This is a genomic window from Arthrobacter agilis (assembly GCF_006494655.1).
Lineage (GTDB): Bacteria > Actinomycetota > Actinomycetes > Actinomycetales > Micrococcaceae > Arthrobacter_D > Arthrobacter_D agilis.
On the sequence record NZ_VHIM01000006.1, the window covers coordinates 206,338 to 226,196 of the forward strand.

General features: G+C 68.1%; 14 protein-coding genes. 8 read left to right on the plus strand and 6 right to left on the minus strand.

The features are described from left to right. Positions 1–7 precede the first annotated feature (7 nt). Positions 8–538 (plus strand): MarR family winged helix-turn-helix transcriptional regulator, encoded by a 531-nt coding sequence (locus tag FJV46_RS11215; RefSeq protein WP_087027225.1) that lies wholly within the window; start codon positions 8–10, stop codon positions 536–538. A gap of 72 nt (positions 539–610) precedes the next feature. Beyond that, complete coding sequence (locus tag FJV46_RS11220; RefSeq protein WP_087027223.1) at positions 611–1,147, plus strand: MarR family winged helix-turn-helix transcriptional regulator; 537 nt, start codon at positions 611–613, stop codon at positions 1,145–1,147. Between the two features lie 48 nt (positions 1,148–1,195). Here the strand turns inward: FJV46_RS11220 and FJV46_RS11225 are convergent, their stop codons facing one another. The 6 genes from FJV46_RS11225 to guaB1 all read right to left on the minus strand — a co-directional run bounded on the left by FJV46_RS11225 (position 1,196) and on the right by guaB1 (position 8,489). Further along, positions 1,196–2,131, minus strand: coding sequence for a metal ABC transporter permease (locus FJV46_RS11225; protein WP_087027221.1), 936 nt, complete (start codon positions 2,129–2,131; stop codon positions 1,196–1,198). Between the two features lie 3 nt (positions 2,132–2,134). Beyond that, the gene (locus FJV46_RS11230) at positions 2,135–2,974 is read right to left on the minus strand and encodes a metal ABC transporter ATP-binding protein (RefSeq protein ID WP_232008410.1); all 840 of its coding nucleotides are present in this window, start codon (positions 2,972–2,974) and stop codon (positions 2,135–2,137) included. A gap of 132 nt (positions 2,975–3,106) precedes the next feature. Beyond that, positions 3,107–4,051, minus strand: a complete 945-nt coding sequence (locus FJV46_RS11235; protein WP_232008411.1) for a metal ABC transporter solute-binding protein, Zn/Mn family — start codon at positions 4,049–4,051, stop codon at positions 3,107–3,109. 207 nt (positions 4,052–4,258) lie between these two features. Further along, complete coding sequence (locus FJV46_RS11240) at positions 4,259–5,347, minus strand: hemolysin family protein (protein WP_087027218.1); 1,089 nt, start codon at positions 5,345–5,347, stop codon at positions 4,259–4,261. Further along, complete coding sequence (locus FJV46_RS11245; protein WP_087027216.1) at positions 5,344–6,774, minus strand: hemolysin family protein; 1,431 nt, start codon at positions 6,772–6,774, stop codon at positions 5,344–5,346. The genes FJV46_RS11240 and FJV46_RS11245 overlap by 4 nt, the downstream gene beginning before the upstream one ends. A gap of 263 nt (positions 6,775–7,037) precedes the next feature. Then, positions 7,038–8,489: a GMP reductase gene (gene guaB1, locus FJV46_RS11250; RefSeq protein ID WP_087027214.1), complete on the minus strand. Its 1,452-nt coding sequence runs from the start codon at positions 8,487–8,489 to the stop codon at positions 7,038–7,040. Positions 8,490–8,725: 236 nt separating this feature from the next. On the opposite strand from guaB1, the gene FJV46_RS11255 reads away from it, so the two are divergent. The 6 genes from FJV46_RS11255 (at position 8,726) to FJV46_RS11280 (ending at position 19,856) form a co-directional block, all read left to right on the plus strand. After that, positions 8,726–12,604 carry a multifunctional oxoglutarate decarboxylase/oxoglutarate dehydrogenase thiamine pyrophosphate-binding subunit/dihydrolipoyllysine-residue succinyltransferase subunit gene (locus tag FJV46_RS11255; protein WP_087027212.1) on the plus strand — a complete coding sequence of 1,293 codons (3,879 nt, stop codon included), beginning with the start codon at positions 8,726–8,728 and terminating at the stop codon, positions 12,602–12,604. A 132-nt stretch (positions 12,605–12,736) separates the two neighbouring features. Beyond that, positions 12,737–13,336 (plus strand): GDSL-type esterase/lipase family protein, encoded by a 600-nt coding sequence (locus FJV46_RS11260; protein ID WP_087027211.1) that lies wholly within the window; start codon positions 12,737–12,739, stop codon positions 13,334–13,336. Between the two features lie 276 nt (positions 13,337–13,612). Next, entirely contained in the window at positions 13,613–15,394 is a 1,782-nt protein-coding gene (locus tag FJV46_RS11265; RefSeq protein ID WP_087027209.1) for an ABC transporter family substrate-binding protein, read from the plus strand. A gap of 102 nt (positions 15,395–15,496) precedes the next feature. After that, positions 15,497–17,029 (plus strand): ABC transporter permease, encoded by a 1,533-nt coding sequence (locus tag FJV46_RS11270; protein WP_087027207.1) that lies wholly within the window; start codon positions 15,497–15,499, stop codon positions 17,027–17,029. Positions 17,030–17,037: 8 nt separating this feature from the next. Beyond that, positions 17,038–18,072 (plus strand): ABC transporter permease, encoded by a 1,035-nt coding sequence (locus FJV46_RS11275; protein ID WP_087027205.1) that lies wholly within the window; start codon positions 17,038–17,040, stop codon positions 18,070–18,072. Next, positions 18,072–19,856 carry an ABC transporter ATP-binding protein gene (locus FJV46_RS11280; protein WP_087027203.1) on the plus strand — a complete coding sequence of 595 codons (1,785 nt, stop codon included), beginning with the start codon at positions 18,072–18,074 and terminating at the stop codon, positions 19,854–19,856. Before FJV46_RS11275 ends, FJV46_RS11280 begins: the two co-directional genes overlap by 1 nt. Positions 19,857–19,859 lie beyond the last annotated feature (3 nt).

A 19,859-nucleotide genomic window follows, 5' to 3' on the forward strand; every position in this document is an offset into this window, starting at 1 on the left:
GAGGGTGATGGCCCGAGACAGCTCCGCCCCTGATGCACCGACCCGCCTCGACGCCGGTCCCCGGGCCGCTGTCCCCGTTCCGGTCGCAGACCTCGTCGATGCCCTCCGCGCCTATCGGAACGCCGAGAGCTCGATGCGCGGCCGCAGCAGGGATTCGATGCACCTCGGTCGGACGGACATGACCGCACTCCGCCTCATGCTGCACGCAGGGCAGGCCGGCGCGCCCCTCAACGCCGCCTCCCTGGCCCGCCGGCTCGAGATCAGCACTGCGGCCACGACGGTGCTGATCGATCGCCTGGAGAAGAGCGGCCACGCGGAACGGCGTCGGAGCCGCTCGGACGGCAGGGCCATCGAGATCTGGCCCACGGCGACCTCCGACGCCGAGGTCCGCTCGACCATGGGCGTCCTGCACGAGCGGATGATGTCCGTCGCCGGCGCGCTGACTGCTACCGAGTGCGCCGTCGTCCAGCGGTTCCTCGCGTCCCTCGGCGATGCCATGACCGACCTCGACCTGCCGGTCCGCGCCCCCTCCGCGTGAGCGATGATCGCGCTGCGACGAAGCATCCGCTTACCTAGAGAGATTGACTACTAGATGGTCTAAACTGTAGCCATGAAACCTTCGGACGCACGGCAGGGAGCGGGCTACTGGTACCCACCGTCCGGCGATGGTGCTGGTGATCAGGCGACAGGCGTGGACGTCCTCAACGCACTCCGGGCTTACCGCAACGTGGAGAGCGGCCTTCGGCGTCGCCTCAGCCAACGTCTCAGCATCAACGAGACCGATCTGGGCGCGCTACGGTATCTGCTGGCCGTCTGGCAGCGGGACCAGGGCGCCAGCCCGAAGGATCTCGCCCTTGCACTCGGTATCTCGAGCGCGTCCACGACCCTCGTCATCGACCGGCTCGAGAAGGCGGGCTTCATCCGGCGACGCCGTCACCCCGTCGATCGGCGGGCCGTGATCCTCGAACCGGGAGACAAGGCGACCGACGAATTCCGGGCGGCCTTCGACATCGAGAAGAGGGGTGTCCTCGCGGCGGCCGACACCCTGTCGCTCGAGGAGACCGAGACCGTGACCCGCTTCCTGCGCAGCATGGAACAGGCCATCGCGGACGCCGTCGGACAAGCCGACCATCCCGCCGGAGCCTGATCGGCCCGGCGGCCCTCGGGCGGTGCTGCCAGGCGAGGGCGGCTAACTTCAGGCAGGAGCCGATACGTCCCGACCGCGGCGAACATGACCGTGACCGGTCTGCCCCAGCCCGCCCCTGCCCGCGCTGTCCCGCCGAGAACGCCGTCGTGTCCGCCGCGAGCCGATCAGCCGGCAGACGAGGTAGATGGCGAAGGAGATGGTCGTCACGTAGGGACTGATGGGGATGCGTCCGCCCAGCGCCAGCAGGATCCCGCCGACCACCGAGGTGCAGGCGAAGCCCACGCTGAGGAGCACCACCAGTGCGGGTGACGCGGTGACCTTGAGCGCTGCGGCAGCGGGCGTGATGAGCAGCGCCAGCACGAGCAGGGCGCCCACCACCTGGATGGACAGCGCGACCGAGATGCCGAGGAGCACCATGAAGACGATGGAGAGGCCGCGCACGGGGACTCCACGGGCCTCCGCGAGATCCGCATCGGCGCTCGCGAACGTCAGGGGCCGCCAGATGACGGCCAGCGCGATCATCACCACGACCGCACAACCGACGAGCAGGTTCAGCTGGACGGCGTCGACCGAGACGATCTGCCCGGTCAGGAGTCCGAACTTGTTGGCCGCCCGACCCTCGTAGAGGGCGAGGAACAGGATGCCGAGGCCCAGCCCGAACGGCATCACGACGCCGATGATCGAGTTCCGGTCGCGTGCCCGGATCCCCATGAGGCCGAGGACCAGCGCTGCGAGAACGGAGCCCACGAGCGAGCCCGCGACGACGTTCGCGCCGACGAGGAGCGCGAAGGCAGCGCCGGCGAACGAGAGCTCGGCGATGCCGTGGACGGCGAAGGCGAGGTCGCGCATCATCACGAAGGTCCCGATCAGTCCGCCGAGCAGTCCGAGGACAGCTCCCGCGATCAGGGAGTTGCGCACCAGGGGCAGGAGCTGCGCGTAGTTGTCGAAGGTGAAGATGGCGCCGAGGACGTCCTGGAGCTCCATGGCCTAGGCGCTCTCGTGATGATGGGTCGTGGCGTCGGGCAGTCCCACGACGATGATGCGGCCGTTGCTGTGCAGCACTTCGACCGGGCTCCTGTACAGGTCGGAGAGCACGTCGCTGGTCATGACCTCGGCAGGTGTCCCGACCCGGAACTCGCCGTCGGCGAGGTAGAGGACGCGATCCACGTAGTCGATCACGGGGTTGATCTCGTGCGTCACGAAGACGACGGCGCTGTTCTTCTCGCGGCACTGGCGGTTGATGAGCGAGCTGACGGCCTGCTGGTGGTGGAGGTCCAGGGAGAGCAGCGGCTCGTCACACAGCAGCACCGAGGGGTCGGAGGCCAGCGCCTGTGCCGCACGGAGCCGCTGCTGCTCACCGCCCGAGAGGAGCCCGACCGGCGCGTCGGCGTAGGACTCCGCGCCGACGTCGTGCAGCAGACGGTCCACGCGGACGGCATGGCTCCTGGTGCGCAGTCGAAGGCCCCAGCGGTGCCCGTCAACGCCGAGCCCCACCAGGTCGCGCGCCCTCAACGGGGTCTCCGCCGGGAAGGACTTCTGCTGCGGGATGTAGCCCAGGGTGCGGCTGCCCCGGGCGATCGGCCGCCCGTCCACCGTCGCCGTGCCGCTCGTGAGTCGCTGCAGGCCGAGCAGGACCTTCAGGAAGCTGGTCTTGCCCGACCCGTTCGGTCCGAGCACCGCGAAGAACTCACCCGGCATGATGTCCAGGTCGAGCCCCTCCCACAGCGAGCGCGTGCCGAAGGAGAGGCCTGCTCCGCGCAGGCTGATGGCCGGGCGGGTACCGTCCCCGTCGGGGACGTGGACCTTCCGGTGCATCGTCGAGGTCATGCGGCAGTGCTCTCCGTCTGTGGGTGTGGCTGCTGGTCAGTGTACGGGGTGCGGTGCGGACACGCGCCGGCTCGCCGGCCTGTCGGCAGACCGCTGCTCCCGGGCGGGCGGATGGACGGGACCGAAGGCGCCTCAGGGGGTCGCACCCTCGATGCTGTCCGTATTGCGGGTCATCCAGGAGATGTAGTCCTCGCCCTCGGGCAGGGTCTCCGTGAAGTCGAGCACGGGAAGACCCGCGCCGTCGGCCGCAGACCGGACCGCTTCGGTCTGCGAGCCCTCGGTCTGCTCGTTGTAAGCGAGGAAGGCGAGGGTGCCTCCGGACACGAGGTTCTTCATCTCCTGCAGGACGGCGACGGGCACATCGGTCTCGTCCTCGATGGCCTCGCTGAACTCCTCGGGTGTCACGTTCTCGAGCCCGGCGGCCTGCAGCAGATAGACGGGCACGGGCTCGGTCGCCGCCACCTGGCCTCCCGGCCCTTCGGAGGCCATCGCTGCGAGGCGATCCTGTACCGGCTGCAGACCCTCGATGAAGGCATCGGCCCGCTCGCGGTACGCCTCCGCATTCGGTGCGTCGAGACGGCCGAGTTCGTCGGCCAGTGCGTCGGCCAGCGTGACCATCGTGGGGAGGTCGTACCAGACGTGCTCGTTGAACGCGCCGTGTTCGTGGCCGTTCTCCTCGGCGTGCCCTCCCTCGCCCTCGGCATGCTCCTCGTCCTCGTCCAGACCGGAGAGCTCAACGGCACTGAGGACCGCGGCCGTCCCGGCCTCGTTGACCAGGCGGGAGAGGAACGTGTCGTACCCTCCGCCGTTCTCGATGACGAGGTCGGCCTCGGACACGGACAGCTTGTCCTGCACGGTCGCCTCGTAGGAGTGGGGATCCTGGCTGAGGCTGTCCACGATGGCGGTCACCTCGACGTCGTTCCCGCCGACGGTGGCCGCGATGTCGCCGTAGACGTTGGTCGCCGTGACGATCGAAAGCGTGTCGGCACCCGACGCCGAGGTGTCGGACGGCGAGCCGGAGGATCCGGTCGAGCAGGCCGAGAGCCCGAGGACGGACGACGCGAGCACTGCGGTCACGGCGAACTGACGGCGGAAAGGACGAACCGGCACAGGAACCTCAATCAGACTAATGAGAATTGTTTACGTTAGCGTCTCGAGCATAACCGAAACGCGAACCATTCGCATTCTGCCCGGCGTCCGCCGGCGTCGCCGGTCGCCCCTCGTGGAGGAGCCACGTCACCACAAGGCGGAAGCGGCCGCCCGCCGCACCGAGCGGCCCCTGCGTCACGAGACCGAGGTCTCCGTCCCGTTGACGCCCTCGCCGCTCCTCCGCGCACCCTGGTTCTGGGTGGCGTCGCGGATCTCTCCGATGAGCTGCTCGATGACGTCCTCGAGGAAGAGGACACCGCGCGTGGATCCGTCCGGCCCGAGCACGCGTGCGAGGTGGGACCCCGTCCGCTGCATGACCGTGAGCGCATCCTCGATCTCGTCTTTCAGCGTGAGGTTGGCGAGCGCCCGGACTTTGTTCTCGGTGATCGGTCGGCGGTACATGACCTGCGGAAGGGACATGATGTCCTTGAGGTGCATGTAGCCGGTGAGGTTGCCGTGTTCGTCCACCATGACAAAGCGGGAGAAGCCGGTGCGCCCCACTGCGCGCTCGAAGTCCTCCGGGCTGGCATCGGTGCGGACCGTCACCAGCTCGCTCAGGGGAACCATCGTGGTCTCGGCCGTCTGCCCGGAGAACTCGAGCGCTCCCGTGATGAGACCGGACTCGTCATCGACCAGGCCGCTCTTCGTCGACTCCTCGACGATGGACTGCACCTCCTCGAGCGTGTAGGACGACGACACCTCGTCCTTGGGCTCGACCTTCAGCGCACGAAGGATGTGGTTGGCCATCCAGTTCAGCGTCGAGATCACCGGGTGCACGACGCGCGCGATCAGCACGAGCGGCGTCGCGAGGAGCAGCGCCGCCTTGTCGGCGACCGAGACGGAGATGTTCTTCGGCACCATCTCGCCGAACGTCACGTGGAGGAAGGTGACGAGCAGGAGGGCGAGGGCGAAGGCGACCCCGCCCGCGAGTCCCTCGGGCACGCCGACGGCCTCCAGCGGCACCACCAGCAGATGGTGGATCGCCGGCTCGGCCACCTGCAGGATCAGCAGGGAGCAAACCGTGATGCCGAGCTGCGCGCACGCGAGCATGAGGGAGACGTGTTCCATGGCCCAGAGCGTCGTCGCGGCGCGCTTGGACCCGGCCTCGGCGAGCGGCTCGATCTGGCTCCGCCGCGCGGACATGATCGCGAACTCCGCCCCCACGAAGAAGGCATTGCCCAGCAGCAGGATCACGAGCCAGAGAATTCCTGCCCAGTCGCTCATCGCTGGTCCTCCCCTGCAGCAGCGGTCTCGGCGAAGGCTGGTGTGCCCTGCAACCGGGAGCCGTCCGTGCGGTCGATGGTCTGGTGTTCGGGGACGACGGCGGTTTCGCCGTCGTCGTCGTCGCCTGCCGCGACCGGGGCCGGGCGGAAGTGGACGCGATCGATCCGGCGTCCGTCCATACGTTCCACGGTGAGTGTTCCGGCAGCGACCTCGACGCAGTCGCCGGCCACGGCCACGCGCCCGAGTTCGGTCAGGATGAACCCGGCCACGGTCTCGTAGCCCGCCTCGTCCGGCACCACGAGCCCCGGGATCTGCACCGTGACCTCGTCAGGCCGCATGAGCCCGGGGAAGTACCAGTCCCCCGCCGCGCTCTGCAGCACTCCGGGCTTGAGCTTGTCGTGCTCGTCCTTGACCTCGCCCACGATCTCCTCGACCAGGTCCTCGAGGGTGGCCACGCCGGCTGTTCCCCCGTACTCGTCGAGGACGACGGCGAGCTGCAGGTTCGCTTCACGCAGCTCGCTCAGTAGGGAGTCGAGATGCACCGTCTCGGGCACGCGCAGCACGTCCGTCATGATCGTGCCGGCGGGTAGTTCCGCCCGCTTGTGCCGCGGGACGGCCACGGCCTTCTTCACGTGCACCACGCCGCGGATGTCGTCGGCGGAATCCCCGATCAGCGGGAAGCGGGAGTAGCCGGTGCGGCGCGCCGCCTCGACGACGTCCGCGACCGTCTGCCCGGAGTCGATGACCTCCATGCGGATTCGGGGCGTCATGACGTCGGCCGCCGTGCGCTCGGAGAAGCTGAAGGTGCGGGCCAGGAAGGTCGCCGTGCCCTGGTCCAGGGTGCCCATCTCCGCCGAGCGCCGCACGAGGGACGAGAGCTCCGACGGGGTCCGCGCACCGGAGATCTCCTCCTTGGCCTCGAGTCCGAAGACGTGGAGGACCCGGTTGGAGAAGCCGTTGAGCACCACGATGGCAGGCTTGAACACGGCCGTGAACACGAGTTGCGGGCGTGCCAGCGCCCTGCCGACCCGGAACGGGAGGGCGATCGAGAGGTTCTTCGGCACGAGCTCGCCGATGAGCATCGACAGCAGCGTGGCCAGGACCATCGCGATGATGATCGACGTCGAGGCGACGAGGGCGTCCGACAGGCCGAGCCCCGCGAGCGGGGTCTCCAGGAGCCTGCCCACGGACGGCTCCATGACGTAGCCGGTCAGCAGGGTGGTGAGGGTGATCCCCAGCTGGCAGCTCGAGAGCTGCGTCGAGAGGGACTTCAGGCAGCGCAGCAATGGTTCGGCCCGGGTGTCGCCGTCGTCCACCGCCTTCTGGACGTACGTCTGGTCGAGGGCCACGAGCGAGAACTCGACGGCCACGAAGAATCCGGTGCCGAGGACGAGGAGCACGCCGGCGGCGAGGTAGATCCATTCCACCGCTACATCCCCTCCCCGGAGAATCGGGGCATGGGATGCAGCGGTTCCCGTCTGAGGGGGTCCGCGATGTCCGAGGCCGAGGCGGCTGCGTCCTCGCCGGCTCCCGAGACGGGAGCCGGATCGTGCAGCGGATGGGCAAGAGAGGAGGGTATGCCGGCGTCGAGCCGGCCCCTAGAAGGACTGTCCATAAGGAGGCCAAGCATACCGGCTGAGCGACCGCCCGACCCATCGTTCTCCCTGTGATCCTCCCAGGGCTGAACGTGCTACCAGCTCTGCTGGAGCGGGCGGCCCTCCTCGTACCCGGCCGCGGACTGGACACCCACCAGCGCACGCTCGCGGAACTCGGCGAGCGACGCCGCTCCTGCGTACGTCATCGAGCTGCGCACCCCCGCCGTGATCATGTCCAGTAGGTCCTCGACGCCCGGCCGCGTGGGGTCGAGGTACATCTTCGAGGTGGAGATCCCCTCCTCGAAGAGTCCCTTGCGGGCACGGGCGAAGACGTCGTCGCGCCTGGTCCGGTTCTGCACCGCACGCGCCGATGCCATCCCGAAGCTCTCCTTGTACCGGCGGCCGTTGCTGTCGGTCTGCAGGTCGCCGGGGCTCTCGTAGGTGCCCGCGAACCACGAGCCGATCATGACCTGGCTCGCTCCGGCGGCGAGCGCCAGTGCGACGTCGCGCGGGTACCGCACGCCGCCGTCGGCCCAGACGTGGGCGCCGAGTTCGGCCGCGGCCTGAGCGCACTCGTGGACGGCCGAGAACTGCGGTCGCCCGACGGCGGTCATCATGCGGGTGGTGCACATGGCTCCCGGGCCGACGCCGACCTTGACGATCGACGCCCCGGCCGCGACGAGGTCGCGGACGCCGTCGGCGCTGACCACGTTGCCCGCCACGATCGGCACCTGCGGGTCGAGGCCGCGCACGACGGCGAGGGCGTCCAGCATCTTCCGCTGGTGGCCGTGGGCCGTGTCGACGACCAGGACGTCCACGCCCGCCTCGAGCAGGGCAGCCGCCTTCGCCTCGACGTCCCCGTTGATCCCGACGGCGGCGGCCACGCGCAGCTTCCCCGCGCCGTCGAGCGCCGGAGCGTAGATGGTGGAGCGCAGCGCCCCGGTGCGGGTGATGACGCCTTCGAGGACGCCGTCCCGCACCACGGGCGCCAGCGGGACACGGCCGCCGTCGAGGTCCTCGAAGGCCTTCTGGAGCGCTGCCGCGGGATCGTCGTCGAACAGGGCCGCGTCCAGCGCGGCCGGCGCGGGGCGCATCACGGACTCCAGCGAGGCGAAGCGATCCACGCCGTCGCAGTCCGACGCGTTGACGACACCCACGCACGTCCCGGCGTCGTCGATCACGAGGACGGCGCCGTGGGCGCGCTTGTGCATGAGGTGGAGCGCGTCGATCACGGTGTGGCCGGGCTGCAGCTTCAGCGGGGTCTCGAACACCGGGTGGCGGTCCTTCACCCAGGAGGTGACCTCCGCGATGACCTCCACCGGCACATCCTGCGGCAGGACGCCGATCCCGCCACGGCGGGCCACGGTCTCCACCATGCGGCGCCCCGTCACGGCGGTCATGTTGGCGACGACCAGGGGAATCGTGGTGCCCGAGCCGTCCTCGGAGGAGAGGTCGACGTCGAACCGGGAGATGACCTCGGACGCCGACGGCACGAGGAAGACGTCCGAGTACGTGAGATCGGTACTGGGCGTGGTGATGAAGCGCATGGTGCTCCTGGCTCGACGGCGGGGTGGTCGGCCGCGTGGGCGGCCGCAAAGAGTCTAGTGCGTCGCGCGCCGGGCTCCCACCCGGGCACCTTGCAGACGGCCGCCGGGACCGCGCGCCTGATTGGCTTGTTCGTCGCCCCTGTCACTACACTTGAACAGGGTCCAGACCCGGCTTTTCAGCCGATCGTGACGACCACTCCGCGCTCAGGGCAACTTACGGAAGAGGCGTATACCAAGTGCCAGAACAGACCAGCCACCGTCTACCTGAAGAATTCGGCGGGAACGAGTGGCTTGTTGACGAGCTCTACGAGCAGTTCCAGAAGGACCGCCACTCGGTGGACCGGAAGTGGTGGGAGCTGTTCGATTCGTTCGACGCGGACAGCACGGACAGTGCGAACGGCGGGAACGGCAGGCCCACGACGGACGCCCCGTCACCCCGGGCCGGCGCTGGGGACTCCCCCGACAGCCGCTCGAACGGGACCGCCGGGGCCGCGCAGACTCCGCCGGCCCCGCAGGCCGCACCGAATCATCCTCCGACGAAGGAGCTGCCGGTCGTGAAGGCCGAGGCGGCGGCACCGAAGGCGTCCGGCGAGAGCCCCGCGAGCACGCAGCAGAGCGGCAAGCCCCCGGTCGCCAACGAGCCGGCAAAGAAGGCGGAGACCTCCCGCGAGGAGAAGCCCGCCACCAAGCCCATCCCTGCCCAGCTACCGGCCTCCGACCGCAACGGCGACATGGACGAGAACCGCGTGAGCGTTCTCCGCGGCCCCGCCAAGGCCATCTCCACGAACATGGAGGCGAGCCTCAGCGTTCCCACCGCGACCAGCGTGCGCGCCATCCCGGCGAAGCTGCTGATCGACAACCGGGTGGTCATCAACAGCAACCTCGCCCGGGCACGCGGCGGCAAGGTCTCCTTCACCCACCTGATCGGCTACGCGATCATCCGGGCCCTCGCCCAGTTCCCCTCGCAGAACGTCTACTACGACGTCGTCGACGGAAAGCCCTCCGCGGTCCAGCCCGCCCACGTCAACTTCGGCCTCGCGATCGACATGCCGAAGCCGGACGGCACGCGCTCACTCGTGGTGCCGAACATCAAGAAGGCCGAGACCATGAACTTCTCGGAGTTCTGGCACGCCTACGAGGATCTCGTGAAGAAGGCGCGCGGCGGGAAGCTCGGCGCGGACGACTACGCCGGGACCACCGTGTCCCTGACGAACCCGGGGGGTATCGGTACCGTCCACTCCGTTCCGCGCCTCTCGAAGGGCCAGGCCTGCATCATCGGCGCAGGCGCTCTCGAGTACCCGGCGGAGTTCCAGGGTTCGAGCGAGAAGACCCTCGCGAAGCACGCGATCAGCAAGACCATCACCCTGACCTCCACCTACGACCACCGGGTCATCCAGGGTGCCGGCAGCGGCGAGTTCCTGCGCATCATCCACCAGCTGCTGCTCGGGGAGCAGGGCTTCTACGACGAGATCTTCGAGTCACTGCGCATCCCCTACGAGCCGGTGCGCTGGAGTGCCGACATCCAGGTCGATCCCATGGACCAGATCAACAAGGTCGCCCGGATCCAGCAGCTCATCCACTCGTACCGTGTCCGCGGCCATCTCATGGCGGACACCAACCCGCTCGAGTACGTCCAGCGCAAGCACGCCGACCTCGACATCCGTACGCATGGCCTCACCCTGTGGGACCTCGACCGCGAATGGCCCACGGGCGGCTTCGGCGGCAAGCAGATGCTCAAGTTCCGGGACATGCTCGGCGTTCTCCGGGATGCCTACTGCCGCACCACCGGGATCGAGTACATGCACCTCCAGGACCCGGAGGAACGCCAGTGGTTCCAGGACGAGCTGGAGCACCCGTATTCGAAGCCCAGCCGCGAGGAGCAGCTGCGCATCCTGCACAAGCTGAACTCGGCCGAAGCATTCGAGACCTTCCTGCAGACGAAGTTCGTCGGACAGAAGCGCTTCTCCCTCGAGGGCGGCGAGTCGCTGATCCCGCTCCTGGACGCCGTCATCTCCGGAGCAGCCGATGACGGCCTCGACGAGGTGGCCATCGGCATGGCCCACCGCGGCCGCCTGAACGTCCTCACCAACATCGCGGGCAAGACCTACGCGCAGGTCTTCCGCGAGTTCGAGGGAACGCAGGACCCTCGCTCGGTCCAGGGCTCGGGCGACGTGAAGTACCACCTCGGCACCGAGGGGACGTTCACCTCCGACGCCGGCAACGAGACGAAGGTCTACCTGGCCGCGAACCCGTCCCACCTCGAGGCCGTCGACCCCGTGCTCGAAGGCATCGTCCGGGCGAAGCAGGATCTGCTGGACCAGGGGGACGACTTCCCGGTCCTGCCGATCCTCATCCACGGCGATGCGGCCTTCGCCGGCCAGGGCGTGGTCGCGGAGACCCTGAACCTCTCGCAGCTGCGTGGCTACCGCACGGGCGGCACCATCCACGTGATCGTCAACAACCAGGTCGGCTTCACCACCAGCCCGACATCGTCGCGCTCCTCCGTGTACTCGACCGACGTCGCCAAGATGGTGCAGGCACCGATCTTCCACGTCAACGGGGACGATCCCGAGGCCGTGGTGCGCGTCGCGCAGATGGCCTACCAGTTCCGCCAGCGGTTCAACAAGGATGTCGTCATCGACATGGTCTGCTACCGCCGCCGCGGACACAACGAGGGCGATGACCCCTCGATGACGCAGCCGATGATGTACAACCTGATCGAGGCGAAGCGCTCGGTACGCAAGCTGTACACCGAGGCGCTGATCGGCCGCGGGGACATCACGCAGGAAGAGGCCGAGCAGGCCCTGCGCGACTACCAGGAGCGGCTGGAGCGCGTCTTCGCGGAGACACACGCCGCGCAGACCTCACCCATCCCGATCGTGACCAAGGACCCGCAGGCGGTGTCCGATCTCGAGCGCCCCTACGCACAGCAGTCGGACGGTCGCGAGAGCGACGCCCCGCAGACGGCCATCAGTGCCGAGACGCTGGCTCACATCGGCGGCGCCCACACGTCGATCCCGGACGGCTTCACCGTCCACCCGAAGCTCAAGGCACTGCTCGAGAAGCGTGAGCAGATGTCCCGCGAAGGCGGCATCGACTGGGGCTTCGGCGAGATCGCGGCCTTCGGGTCCCTGCTCATGGAGGGCGTGCCCGTGCGGCTCGCCGGCCAGGACTCGCGGCGCGGGACCTTCGTGCAGCGGCATGCGGTCTTCCACGACCGCGCGACGGGCCATGAGTGGCTGCCGCTCGACGACCTCGCGCAGGACCAGGCGAAGTTCTGGGTCTACGACTCGCTGCTCAGCGAGTACGCGGCCATGGGCTTCGAATACGGCTACTCGGTGGAGCGTCCCGATGCGCTCGTGATCTGGGAGGCGCAGTTCGGCGACTTCGTCAACGGTGCGCAGACCATCATCGACGAGTTCATCAGCTCCGCGGAGCAGAAGTGGGGCCAGCGGTCCTCGCTGGTACTCATGCTGCCGCACGGCTACGAGGGGCAGGGGCCCGACCACTCGTCCGCCCGGATCGAGCGTTTCCTGCAGATGTGCGCCGAGCAGAACATGGTGGTGGCCAATCCGAGCAGCGCGGCCTCGCACTTCCACCTGCTGCGGAGGCACGCGTACAACCGTCCCCGGAAGCCGCTGGTGATCTTCACACCGAAGCAGCTGCTGCGCCTCAAGGGGGCCGCCAGCTCCGTGGAGGACTTCACGCAGGGCACGTTCCGTCCCCTCATCACGGACACTCTGGACACGCCCGGGGACGGCGTGGAACGCGTGATCCTGGTCTCCGGCCGGCTGTACTACGATCTGCTGGCCGCCCGCCAGAAACTCGATGATCCCAAGACCGCCATCGTCCGGGTGGAGCAGCTGTATCCACTGCCGGTCGAGGAGATCCGCGCGGCCCTCGCGACCTATCCGGAGGCGGAGGTGGTCTGGGCGCAGGACGAGCCGGCGAACCAGGGCCCCTGGCCGTTCATCGGGCTCAACCTGCCGCAGGAGCTCGACAGGACCATGCGCCTGGCCAGCCGCCCGGCCTCCGCCTCGACGGCCACCGGTTCCGCGAAGAACCACGCGCTGGAGCAGGAACTCCTCATCAAGAAGGCGTTCGGCCGGCAGTAGTAAGCCATCAGTATGATGTCAGGTGGGGTCCAGAGCCCCACCTGATGTCTTTAACGGCGATGGGGGCCGGCAGCGGTATCCGCCAGCTCCCGAAGACATCCGCACTCCGACGACCAGCACACCGAGGGACCAGTGGAACAACGCAGAATCCGGCTAGCAGCAGTGGGCGACGAACTCCTTGCGGGGCTCGGTGATCCGCGTGCGCTCGGGTGGCTCGGTCGCGTGATGGCGAGGACCAGGCCGGAGAATGTGTGGGTGGAGTCCTACAGCCTCGCGGCGCCGGACGAAGGCACCGAGGCACTCGCCAACCGATGGCTGCAGGAGGTGGGGCGGCGCTTCGCGGAGGGCTTCGAGAACCGCCTCGTGATCGGACTCTCCGACCGGGACCTCGATCTCGAGCTGTCGACCGCGCGCAGCAGACTCAATCTCGCGAACATCCTGGACGGTGCCGCACAGATGAGCGTCAAGGTGCTTGTCGTCGGCCCTCCCCCGGGCCTCGATGCCGAGCGCAACCGCCGCCTCGCGGACCTGTCCGCCGCCTTCGGTGACGTCACCACCCGACGCAAGCACGTCTTCGTCGACACGTTCACCCCCCTGCTGGCGCACGAGCAGTGGCGCCACGATCTCGCGGCGAACGGCGGTGCCCCCGGGCAGGCCGGCTACGGCCTCATGGCATGGCTCGTCCTGCACCGCGGCTGGTTCCAATGGCTGGACGTGCCGGCGCCGGAGTGAGCGGCGCGGGAGCAGAGTCGGCGCCGTGCCCGCAGCGCGGAGGACCGGCCCCATCGTGAGCGAAAGAGCCCCGTGGACACCCTGTCCGCGGGGCTTTTGCCGTAGACAGGGGCCTTATGTTTCGCTCAGGTAACAAGTGGGTTATCAATGGTTCACTGAGTGTCCGAAGGCAACTGATCTTCGCTATGCTGTCCCAGTGTGATTGCCGTCACTGCCGCAATCCGCCCCGGGGAACCTGTTTCCGTTCCTCGCGCCAAGCACAGTAAGGACTATCGAATGCGTAATAAGCGCACAATGACGCTCGCCGCACTGTCCATCGGAGCGCTCATGCTGAGTGCCTGTGGATCGGCGGGCGGTACTGCCGAGACGCCCGCGTCGGAAGGTGCCGAGGAGAATCTCGCCTCGACCATCAACATCGCGATCAGCCAGGCGCCGACCGCATACAACGGCGGGACAGCAGCAACGAACGCTGTGTACAACACCTACGTCGACAACCTGACGACGAGCTCGTGGGTCGCGTTCAACGCCGATGGCAACCTCGAGAAGAACGAGGAGTTCGGCACCTACGAGAAGACCAGCGACGATCCGCTGACCGTCAAGTACACCATCAACGAAGATGCTGTCTGGTCCGACGGTACGGCGATCGACTTCGACGACGTCCTCCTGCAGTGGGCCGCCTTCTCCGGCACCCACCCCAGCGGCGAGACGGATGCCGAGTCGGGCGAGGAAGCGGACCTGTTCCTCGCCTCCTCCACCAACGGCTTCGGCCAGATGGAGATGCCCGAGGGCGAGCCGGGCGCCAAGGAGTTCGAGGTCGTCTACTCCGAGCCCTACGCCGACTGGGAGTCGGTGATGTCGACGTCGCTCATGCCGGCCCACATCGCCGCCGAGCAGGCCGGCCTGTCCGCGGACGGCGACGGAGCCGAGCTCATCGAGGCCATCCAGTCCGACGACACCGAGACCCTCACGCCGGTCGCCGAGTTCTGGAACACCGGCTGGAACTACGAGGCCGACCTCCCGACCCTGCCGGACACCGACCTGCTGCCGTCATCGGGACCGTACAAGCTCGACAACGCCACCAACGGCACCCTGACCCTGGTCAAGAACGATCAGTACTGGGGCGAGGAGCGCGCGGGCAAGACGGACACGATCGTCTTCAAGACCATCGTCGACGAGGAGGCCGTCCAGGCGCTCCAGAACGGCGACGTCGACATCATCGAGCCCTCCAGCCCCACGGTCGACACCAAGACCGCGCTCGAGCAGATCGGTGAGACGGTCACCGTGGACACCGGCCAGTCGCTGACCTTCTCCCACGTCGACCTCGACCAGCGTCCAGGCGCCGTCTTCGAGGACCTGAAGGTGCGCCAGGCCTTCGCCGCGTGCATCCCGAGGGCCGACATGGTCGACAAGTTCGTGACCCCGGTCGATCCTTCCGGATCCGTCCTGAACCTGCACGAGTACCAGCCGGCCCAGGCCGACTACCAGACCGTGCTCGACGGCGCACCCGCCGCCCAGGGGGACGGCGTCGCCGACATCGAGAAGGCCAAGTCCCTGCTCGAGGAAGCCGGCAAGACCGAGCCCGTGAAGGTCTCCATGATGTTCGCGTCGACCAGCCAGCTGCGTGCCGACCAGGTAGCCCTCGTGAAGGACTCCTGCGACCAGGCAGGTTTCGAGATCACCCCCCAGCCCGAGGCCGAGTGGAGCGCCAAGCTCTCCCAGCCGGGCGCCTGGGACGCCGTGGTCTTCGGTTGGGCCGGCTCCGGTCTCGTCGCCTCCGGTGAGTCCATCTACGTCTCCGAGGGTGAGCAGAACTTCGGCGGCTACGCCGACGACGAGGTCGACCGCATCTGGGGCGAGATCGTCACCAATACGGACACCGAGCAGGTCATCCCGCTGAAGACGGAACTCGAGCAACGCCTCGCCGAGACGCAGTACAACGTGGTCCTCTACGCGAACCCGAACATCGCGGGTTACTCCTCCAAGCTCGAGGGCGTGGAACTGAACCCGACGCAGACCGGGATCACCTGGAACGCCTACAGCTGGACGAAGCAGAACTGATCGCCTCCTCCGGATAAAGCATGAGGACGGGCAGGCCCTCGGGCCTGCCCGTCCGTGCGCCCGGCCCCGCATCAGTCTGCACCGTTTCCTAGGAGCCCCTCCGTGTTCTACTTCATCGCCAAGCGCACCATCATCTCGTTCTTCATCATGCTCGCGGCCACCACTCTGATGTACTTCCTCACCATCTCGTCGGGCGATCCCTTCGAGGACCTCGGTGAGACGAGCGGGCCCGAGAAGGCCGCGACGATCGCGGCCCGCACGGCCGCCATGAATCTCGACGTACCACCCATCCCCCGGTACTTCCTCTGGCTGCAGGACGTGGGCCACTGCCTCGTCCCCGGCGGGATCTCCTGCACGCTCGGGCAGGACCGCACCGGCGCGGACGTGCTGCCCCAGCTCCAGAACGCCATGGGCTCGACACTGCGCCTCGTGGTCGTCGCCACGGTCCTCGCCCTGGTCCTCGGCGTCGTCGTCGGCATCGTCACGGCGATCCGCCAGTACAGCACGTTCGACTACTCCGTCACCTTCGTCTCCTTTCTCCTGTTCTCGCTGCCGCTGTTCTGGCTCTCCACGCTGCTCAAGCAGTACCTGGCGATCGACCTCAACACCTGGCTCTCGAATCCGCAATTCTCCTATCTGACGATCGCGCTGATCGGGGTGGTCGCCGGCGTGATCTGGGCGGTCGTCGTGGGCGGCGACCGCAGGCGCCGCCTCATGGTCTTCGGCGTGGCCGCCGCTGCCACCGCCCTCGCGCTGTACCTCCTGCTCGTGACCCGATGGTTCGTGAACCCCGGCTTCGGTGTGGTCGGGATGCTCGTCTCCGCCGCCGGGATCGCGGTCCTGTGGACCGCACTGCTCGCCGGTTTCCGTCGCCGTCGCGTGCTGAACGCGGCGCTCGCCGCCGGCGCGGTGAGTTTCGCCGGCTACCTCGTCTCCATCCCCCTGCTGACCGATCCCACGTGGCTCGTCGTCGTCGCCCTGGTCATCGTCATGGCGGTCGTCTCCTACGTCGTCGCCGGAGCCGTCGGCGGACCGTTCCGTGCGCAGGCAGCCAAGATCGGCGCGGTGATCGCCGTCTCGGTCAGCCTGCTGATCCTGCTCGACAGGCTGCTGCAGGCCTACCCCACACTCTCGGCGAAAGCCGGCGGGCGCCCGATCCCCACCACGGGCTCGCAGTCCGCGAACCTCGCGGGCACGTTCTGGGAGATCAACCTTGACTACGCGCTGCACCTGATCCTGCCGACCATCGCCCTGACGCTGATCTCCTTCGCCACCTACACCAGGTACACGAGGGCCAGCCAGCTCGATGTCATGAACCAGGACTACATCCGCACGGCCCGGGCCAAGGGCCTCAGCGAGCGGACCGTCCTCGTGAAGCACGCCTTCCGCAATGCGATGATCCCCATCACCACGCTGATGGCGTTCGACTTCGCGGGCGTCCTCGGCGGCGCGGTCATCACCGAGCAGGTGTTCGGCTGGAACGGCATGGGCAAGATGTTCGTCGACGGTATCGCCACCGTCGACCCGGGGCCGGTCATGGCCTTCTTCCTCGTCGTCGGAACCGCGGCCGTGCTGTTCAACATGCTGGCCGACATCGCCTACGCCTTCCTCGACCCTCGCATCACCCTGAGCTAGGACCCATCATGAGTGACAAGAAGTTCGAACCGAACGATTCCCGCGCCTCGTCAGAGCGCTCCGAACTGACCCTGCTGAGCCAGGACACCGACATCGCCACCGCCCCACCAACCCGGGAGCAGACCGACCGGATCCGCACGACGGCAGCGAAGAGCCAGGGGCGCCTCATCCGCGAGCGCTTCTTCCGGCACAAGGGCGCCCTCGCCGGGATAGCCCTGCTGGCGCTCATCTTCCTCCTCGCCTTCACCTCCATCGGTTTCGCGGGCATCCCGGGCTGGTGGAACAAGGACTACGACGTCCTCGCCGCGCGCTTCAACGAGGGCAAGCCCACCCTGACCCTGTGGCCGTTCAGCCTCGGCGAGCACCCCTTCGGCCAGGACGTGCTGGGCCGCGACTACTTCGCCCTGACGATGCGCGGGACGCAGACCTCGCTCATCATCGCCTTCATCGTCGGGATCGTCGCCATGCTCATCGGCACCACGGTCGGGGCGCTGGCCGGCTACTTCCGTGGCTGGACCGAAGCGTTCCTCATGCGCATCACGGACGTCGTCATCACCATCCCCACCGTCGTCATCGCCGCCGCGGTGGCCGGGATCGTCGCGAAGGCGGGCATCATCCCCTTCGCCGTCTTCCTGGGCATCGTCACCTGGACGGGTCTCGCGCGGCTCGTCCGTGGCGAGTTCCTCTCCCTCCGGGAGAAGGAGTTCGTGGAGTCCGCCAAGTCCGTCGGCGCCAGCTCGTTCCGCATCATCTTCCGCCACATCCTCCCGAACACCGTCGGGGTCATCATCGTGTCGACCACCCTGGCCATCTCCGGCGCGATCCTCCTGGAGACCGCGCTGAGCTACCTCGGACTCGGTGTCACGGCACCCGACACCTCGCTCGGCAAGGCCATCAACGACAACCGCTCGGCGCTCACCGTGCGCCCGTGGCTGTTCCTGTGGCCCGGCGCGTTCATCATCGGCATCGCCCTCGCCGTCAACTTCATCGGAGACGGCCTCCGCGACGCATTCGACCCCAAGCAGACAAGGGTGAAGCAGTAATGGGATCACACACCTCCGAGATCATCACCGACGACCAGGCGCCGGAGCACGAAGGGCCGATCCTTGCGGTGGAGAACCTCGGCGTCGAGTTCAACGTCGACGACGAATGGGTCATGGCGGCCGAGAACGTGTCCTTCGAGATCCACCCGGGCGAGATCCTGGCGGTCGTCGGGGAGTCCGGTTCCGGCAAGAGCATGTCCTCCATGGCCCTGCTCGGCCTCCTTCCCCGCAACGGCCGCTCGACCGGCAGCGCGAAGATGCTGGGCAAGGAGCTCATCGGCGCACCCCAGAGCATGCTCCGGCGTGTCCGCGGCAACGAGATCGCCATGATCTTCCAGGAGCCGATGACCGCGCTGAACCCGGTGCTCACCGTCGGCGAGCAGATCAGGGAGGCCATCGAGCAGCACACGGAGCTCTCCCCCGCACAGGCCAAGAAACGGGCCATCGAGCTGCTGCGCATGGTGGAGATCCCCGAGGCGGAGCGCCGCTACGATTCCTTCCCCCACCAGTTCTCGGGCGGACAGCGCCAGCGGGCGATGATCGCCATCGCGCTCGCGAACGACCCGATGCTCCTCATCGCGGACGAGCCGACCACCGCCCTGGACGTCACGGTGCAGGCCGAGGTCCTCGACCTGCTGAGGAAGCTCAACAAGCGCCTCAACAGCGGAGTGCTCCTGATCACGCACGACATGGGAGTCGTCGCCGACCTCGCCGACCACGTCGTGGTGATGGAGAAGGGGCGCGTCGTCGAGGCGGCCCCGACCGCGCAGCTGTTCGCCGCACCGAGGGAGGACTACACGCGTCAGCTCCTCGGTGCGGTGCCGCACCTCGGCTCCAAGGTGGGCGGGGTCCTCGCGGACGTCGAGGTGGTCGACGGCCGCCTCAGCATCCACGAGGAGTATGCGGAGCGGCTGCAGACCGATCGTGAGCACCGCTCGGCTGCCGGCGTGGTGCCCGCGCTGGAGCTGATCGACGTGGACATCGAGTACCCGGGACGGTTCCGCCAGCCGGCGTTCAAGGCCGTCAACGGCGTGTCGCTCACCATCAACCCGGGTGAGGTCATGGGGCTCGTCGGGGAATCGGGATCGGGCAAGTCGACGATCGCCCGTGCCGTCACCGGTCTCATCCGGACGGCCGCCGGCAGCGTGACGATCGGGGGCACCGACATCACCCGGCTGAGCGCACGGCAGCTCCTGCCGCTGCGCAAGAAGTTCGCCATCGTGTTCCAGGACCCCGCGGCGTCGCTCAATCCGCGACTGTCCATCGGCGACAGCATCGGCGAACCCCTGCTGCTGCACGAGAAGCTGGGACGGGCCGCCCTGGACGAGCGGGTCGCGTCACTGCTCGACGACGTCCAGCTGCCGGTCGCTTTCCGCAACCGGTACCCGCACGAGCTCTCGGGCGGTCAGCGACAGCGCGTCGGCATAGCCCGCGCGCTCTCCCTACAGCCGGACCTCCTCGTGGCCGACGAACCGACGTCGGCCCTCGACGTCTCGGTGCAGGCGAAGGTCCTGGAGCTCCTGCAGGAACTCCAGCGGGAGCGAGGCTTCGCCTGCCTGTTCGTGAGCCACGATCTGGCCGTCGTGGAACTGCTCGCGAGTCATATCGCCGTCCTCAACAAGGGCACGCTGGTGGAGCAGGGCAGCACCGAGCAGATCCTGAAATACCCCAGGGATGCCTACACGCGCCGGCTGCTCGCGGCCGCGCCGGTGCCGGACCCGAAGGAACAGTCCCTGCGACGGGAGCAGCGTTCCGCGCTGCTGGCCATGGGAGCCGGCGAGTAGGCG

Coding starts and splice junctions, on each gene's coding strand:
- FJV46_RS11215 (WP_087027225.1), top strand. CDS start 8: ATGGCCCGAGACAGCTCCGCCCCTGATGCACCGACCCGCCTCGACGCC.
- FJV46_RS11220 (WP_087027223.1), top strand. CDS start 611: ATGAAACCTTCGGACGCACGGCAGGGAGCGGGCTACTGGTACCCACCG.
- FJV46_RS11225 (WP_087027221.1), bottom strand. CDS start 2,131: ATGGAGCTCCAGGACGTCCTCGGCGCCATCTTCACCTTCGACAACTAC.
- FJV46_RS11230 (WP_232008410.1), bottom strand. CDS start 2,974: ATGACCTCGACGATGCACCGGAAGGTCCACGTCCCCGACGGGGACGGT.
- FJV46_RS11240 (WP_087027218.1), bottom strand. CDS start 5,347: ATGAGCGACTGGGCAGGAATTCTCTGGCTCGTGATCCTGCTGCTGGGC.
- guaB1 (WP_087027214.1), bottom strand. CDS start 8,489: ATGCGCTTCATCACCACGCCCAGTACCGATCTCACGTACTCGGACGTC.
- FJV46_RS11265 (WP_087027209.1), top strand. CDS start 13,613: ATGCGTAATAAGCGCACAATGACGCTCGCCGCACTGTCCATCGGAGCG.
- FJV46_RS11275 (WP_087027205.1), top strand. CDS start 17,038: ATGAGTGACAAGAAGTTCGAACCGAACGATTCCCGCGCCTCGTCAGAG.
- FJV46_RS11280 (WP_087027203.1), top strand. CDS start 18,072: ATGGGATCACACACCTCCGAGATCATCACCGACGACCAGGCGCCGGAG.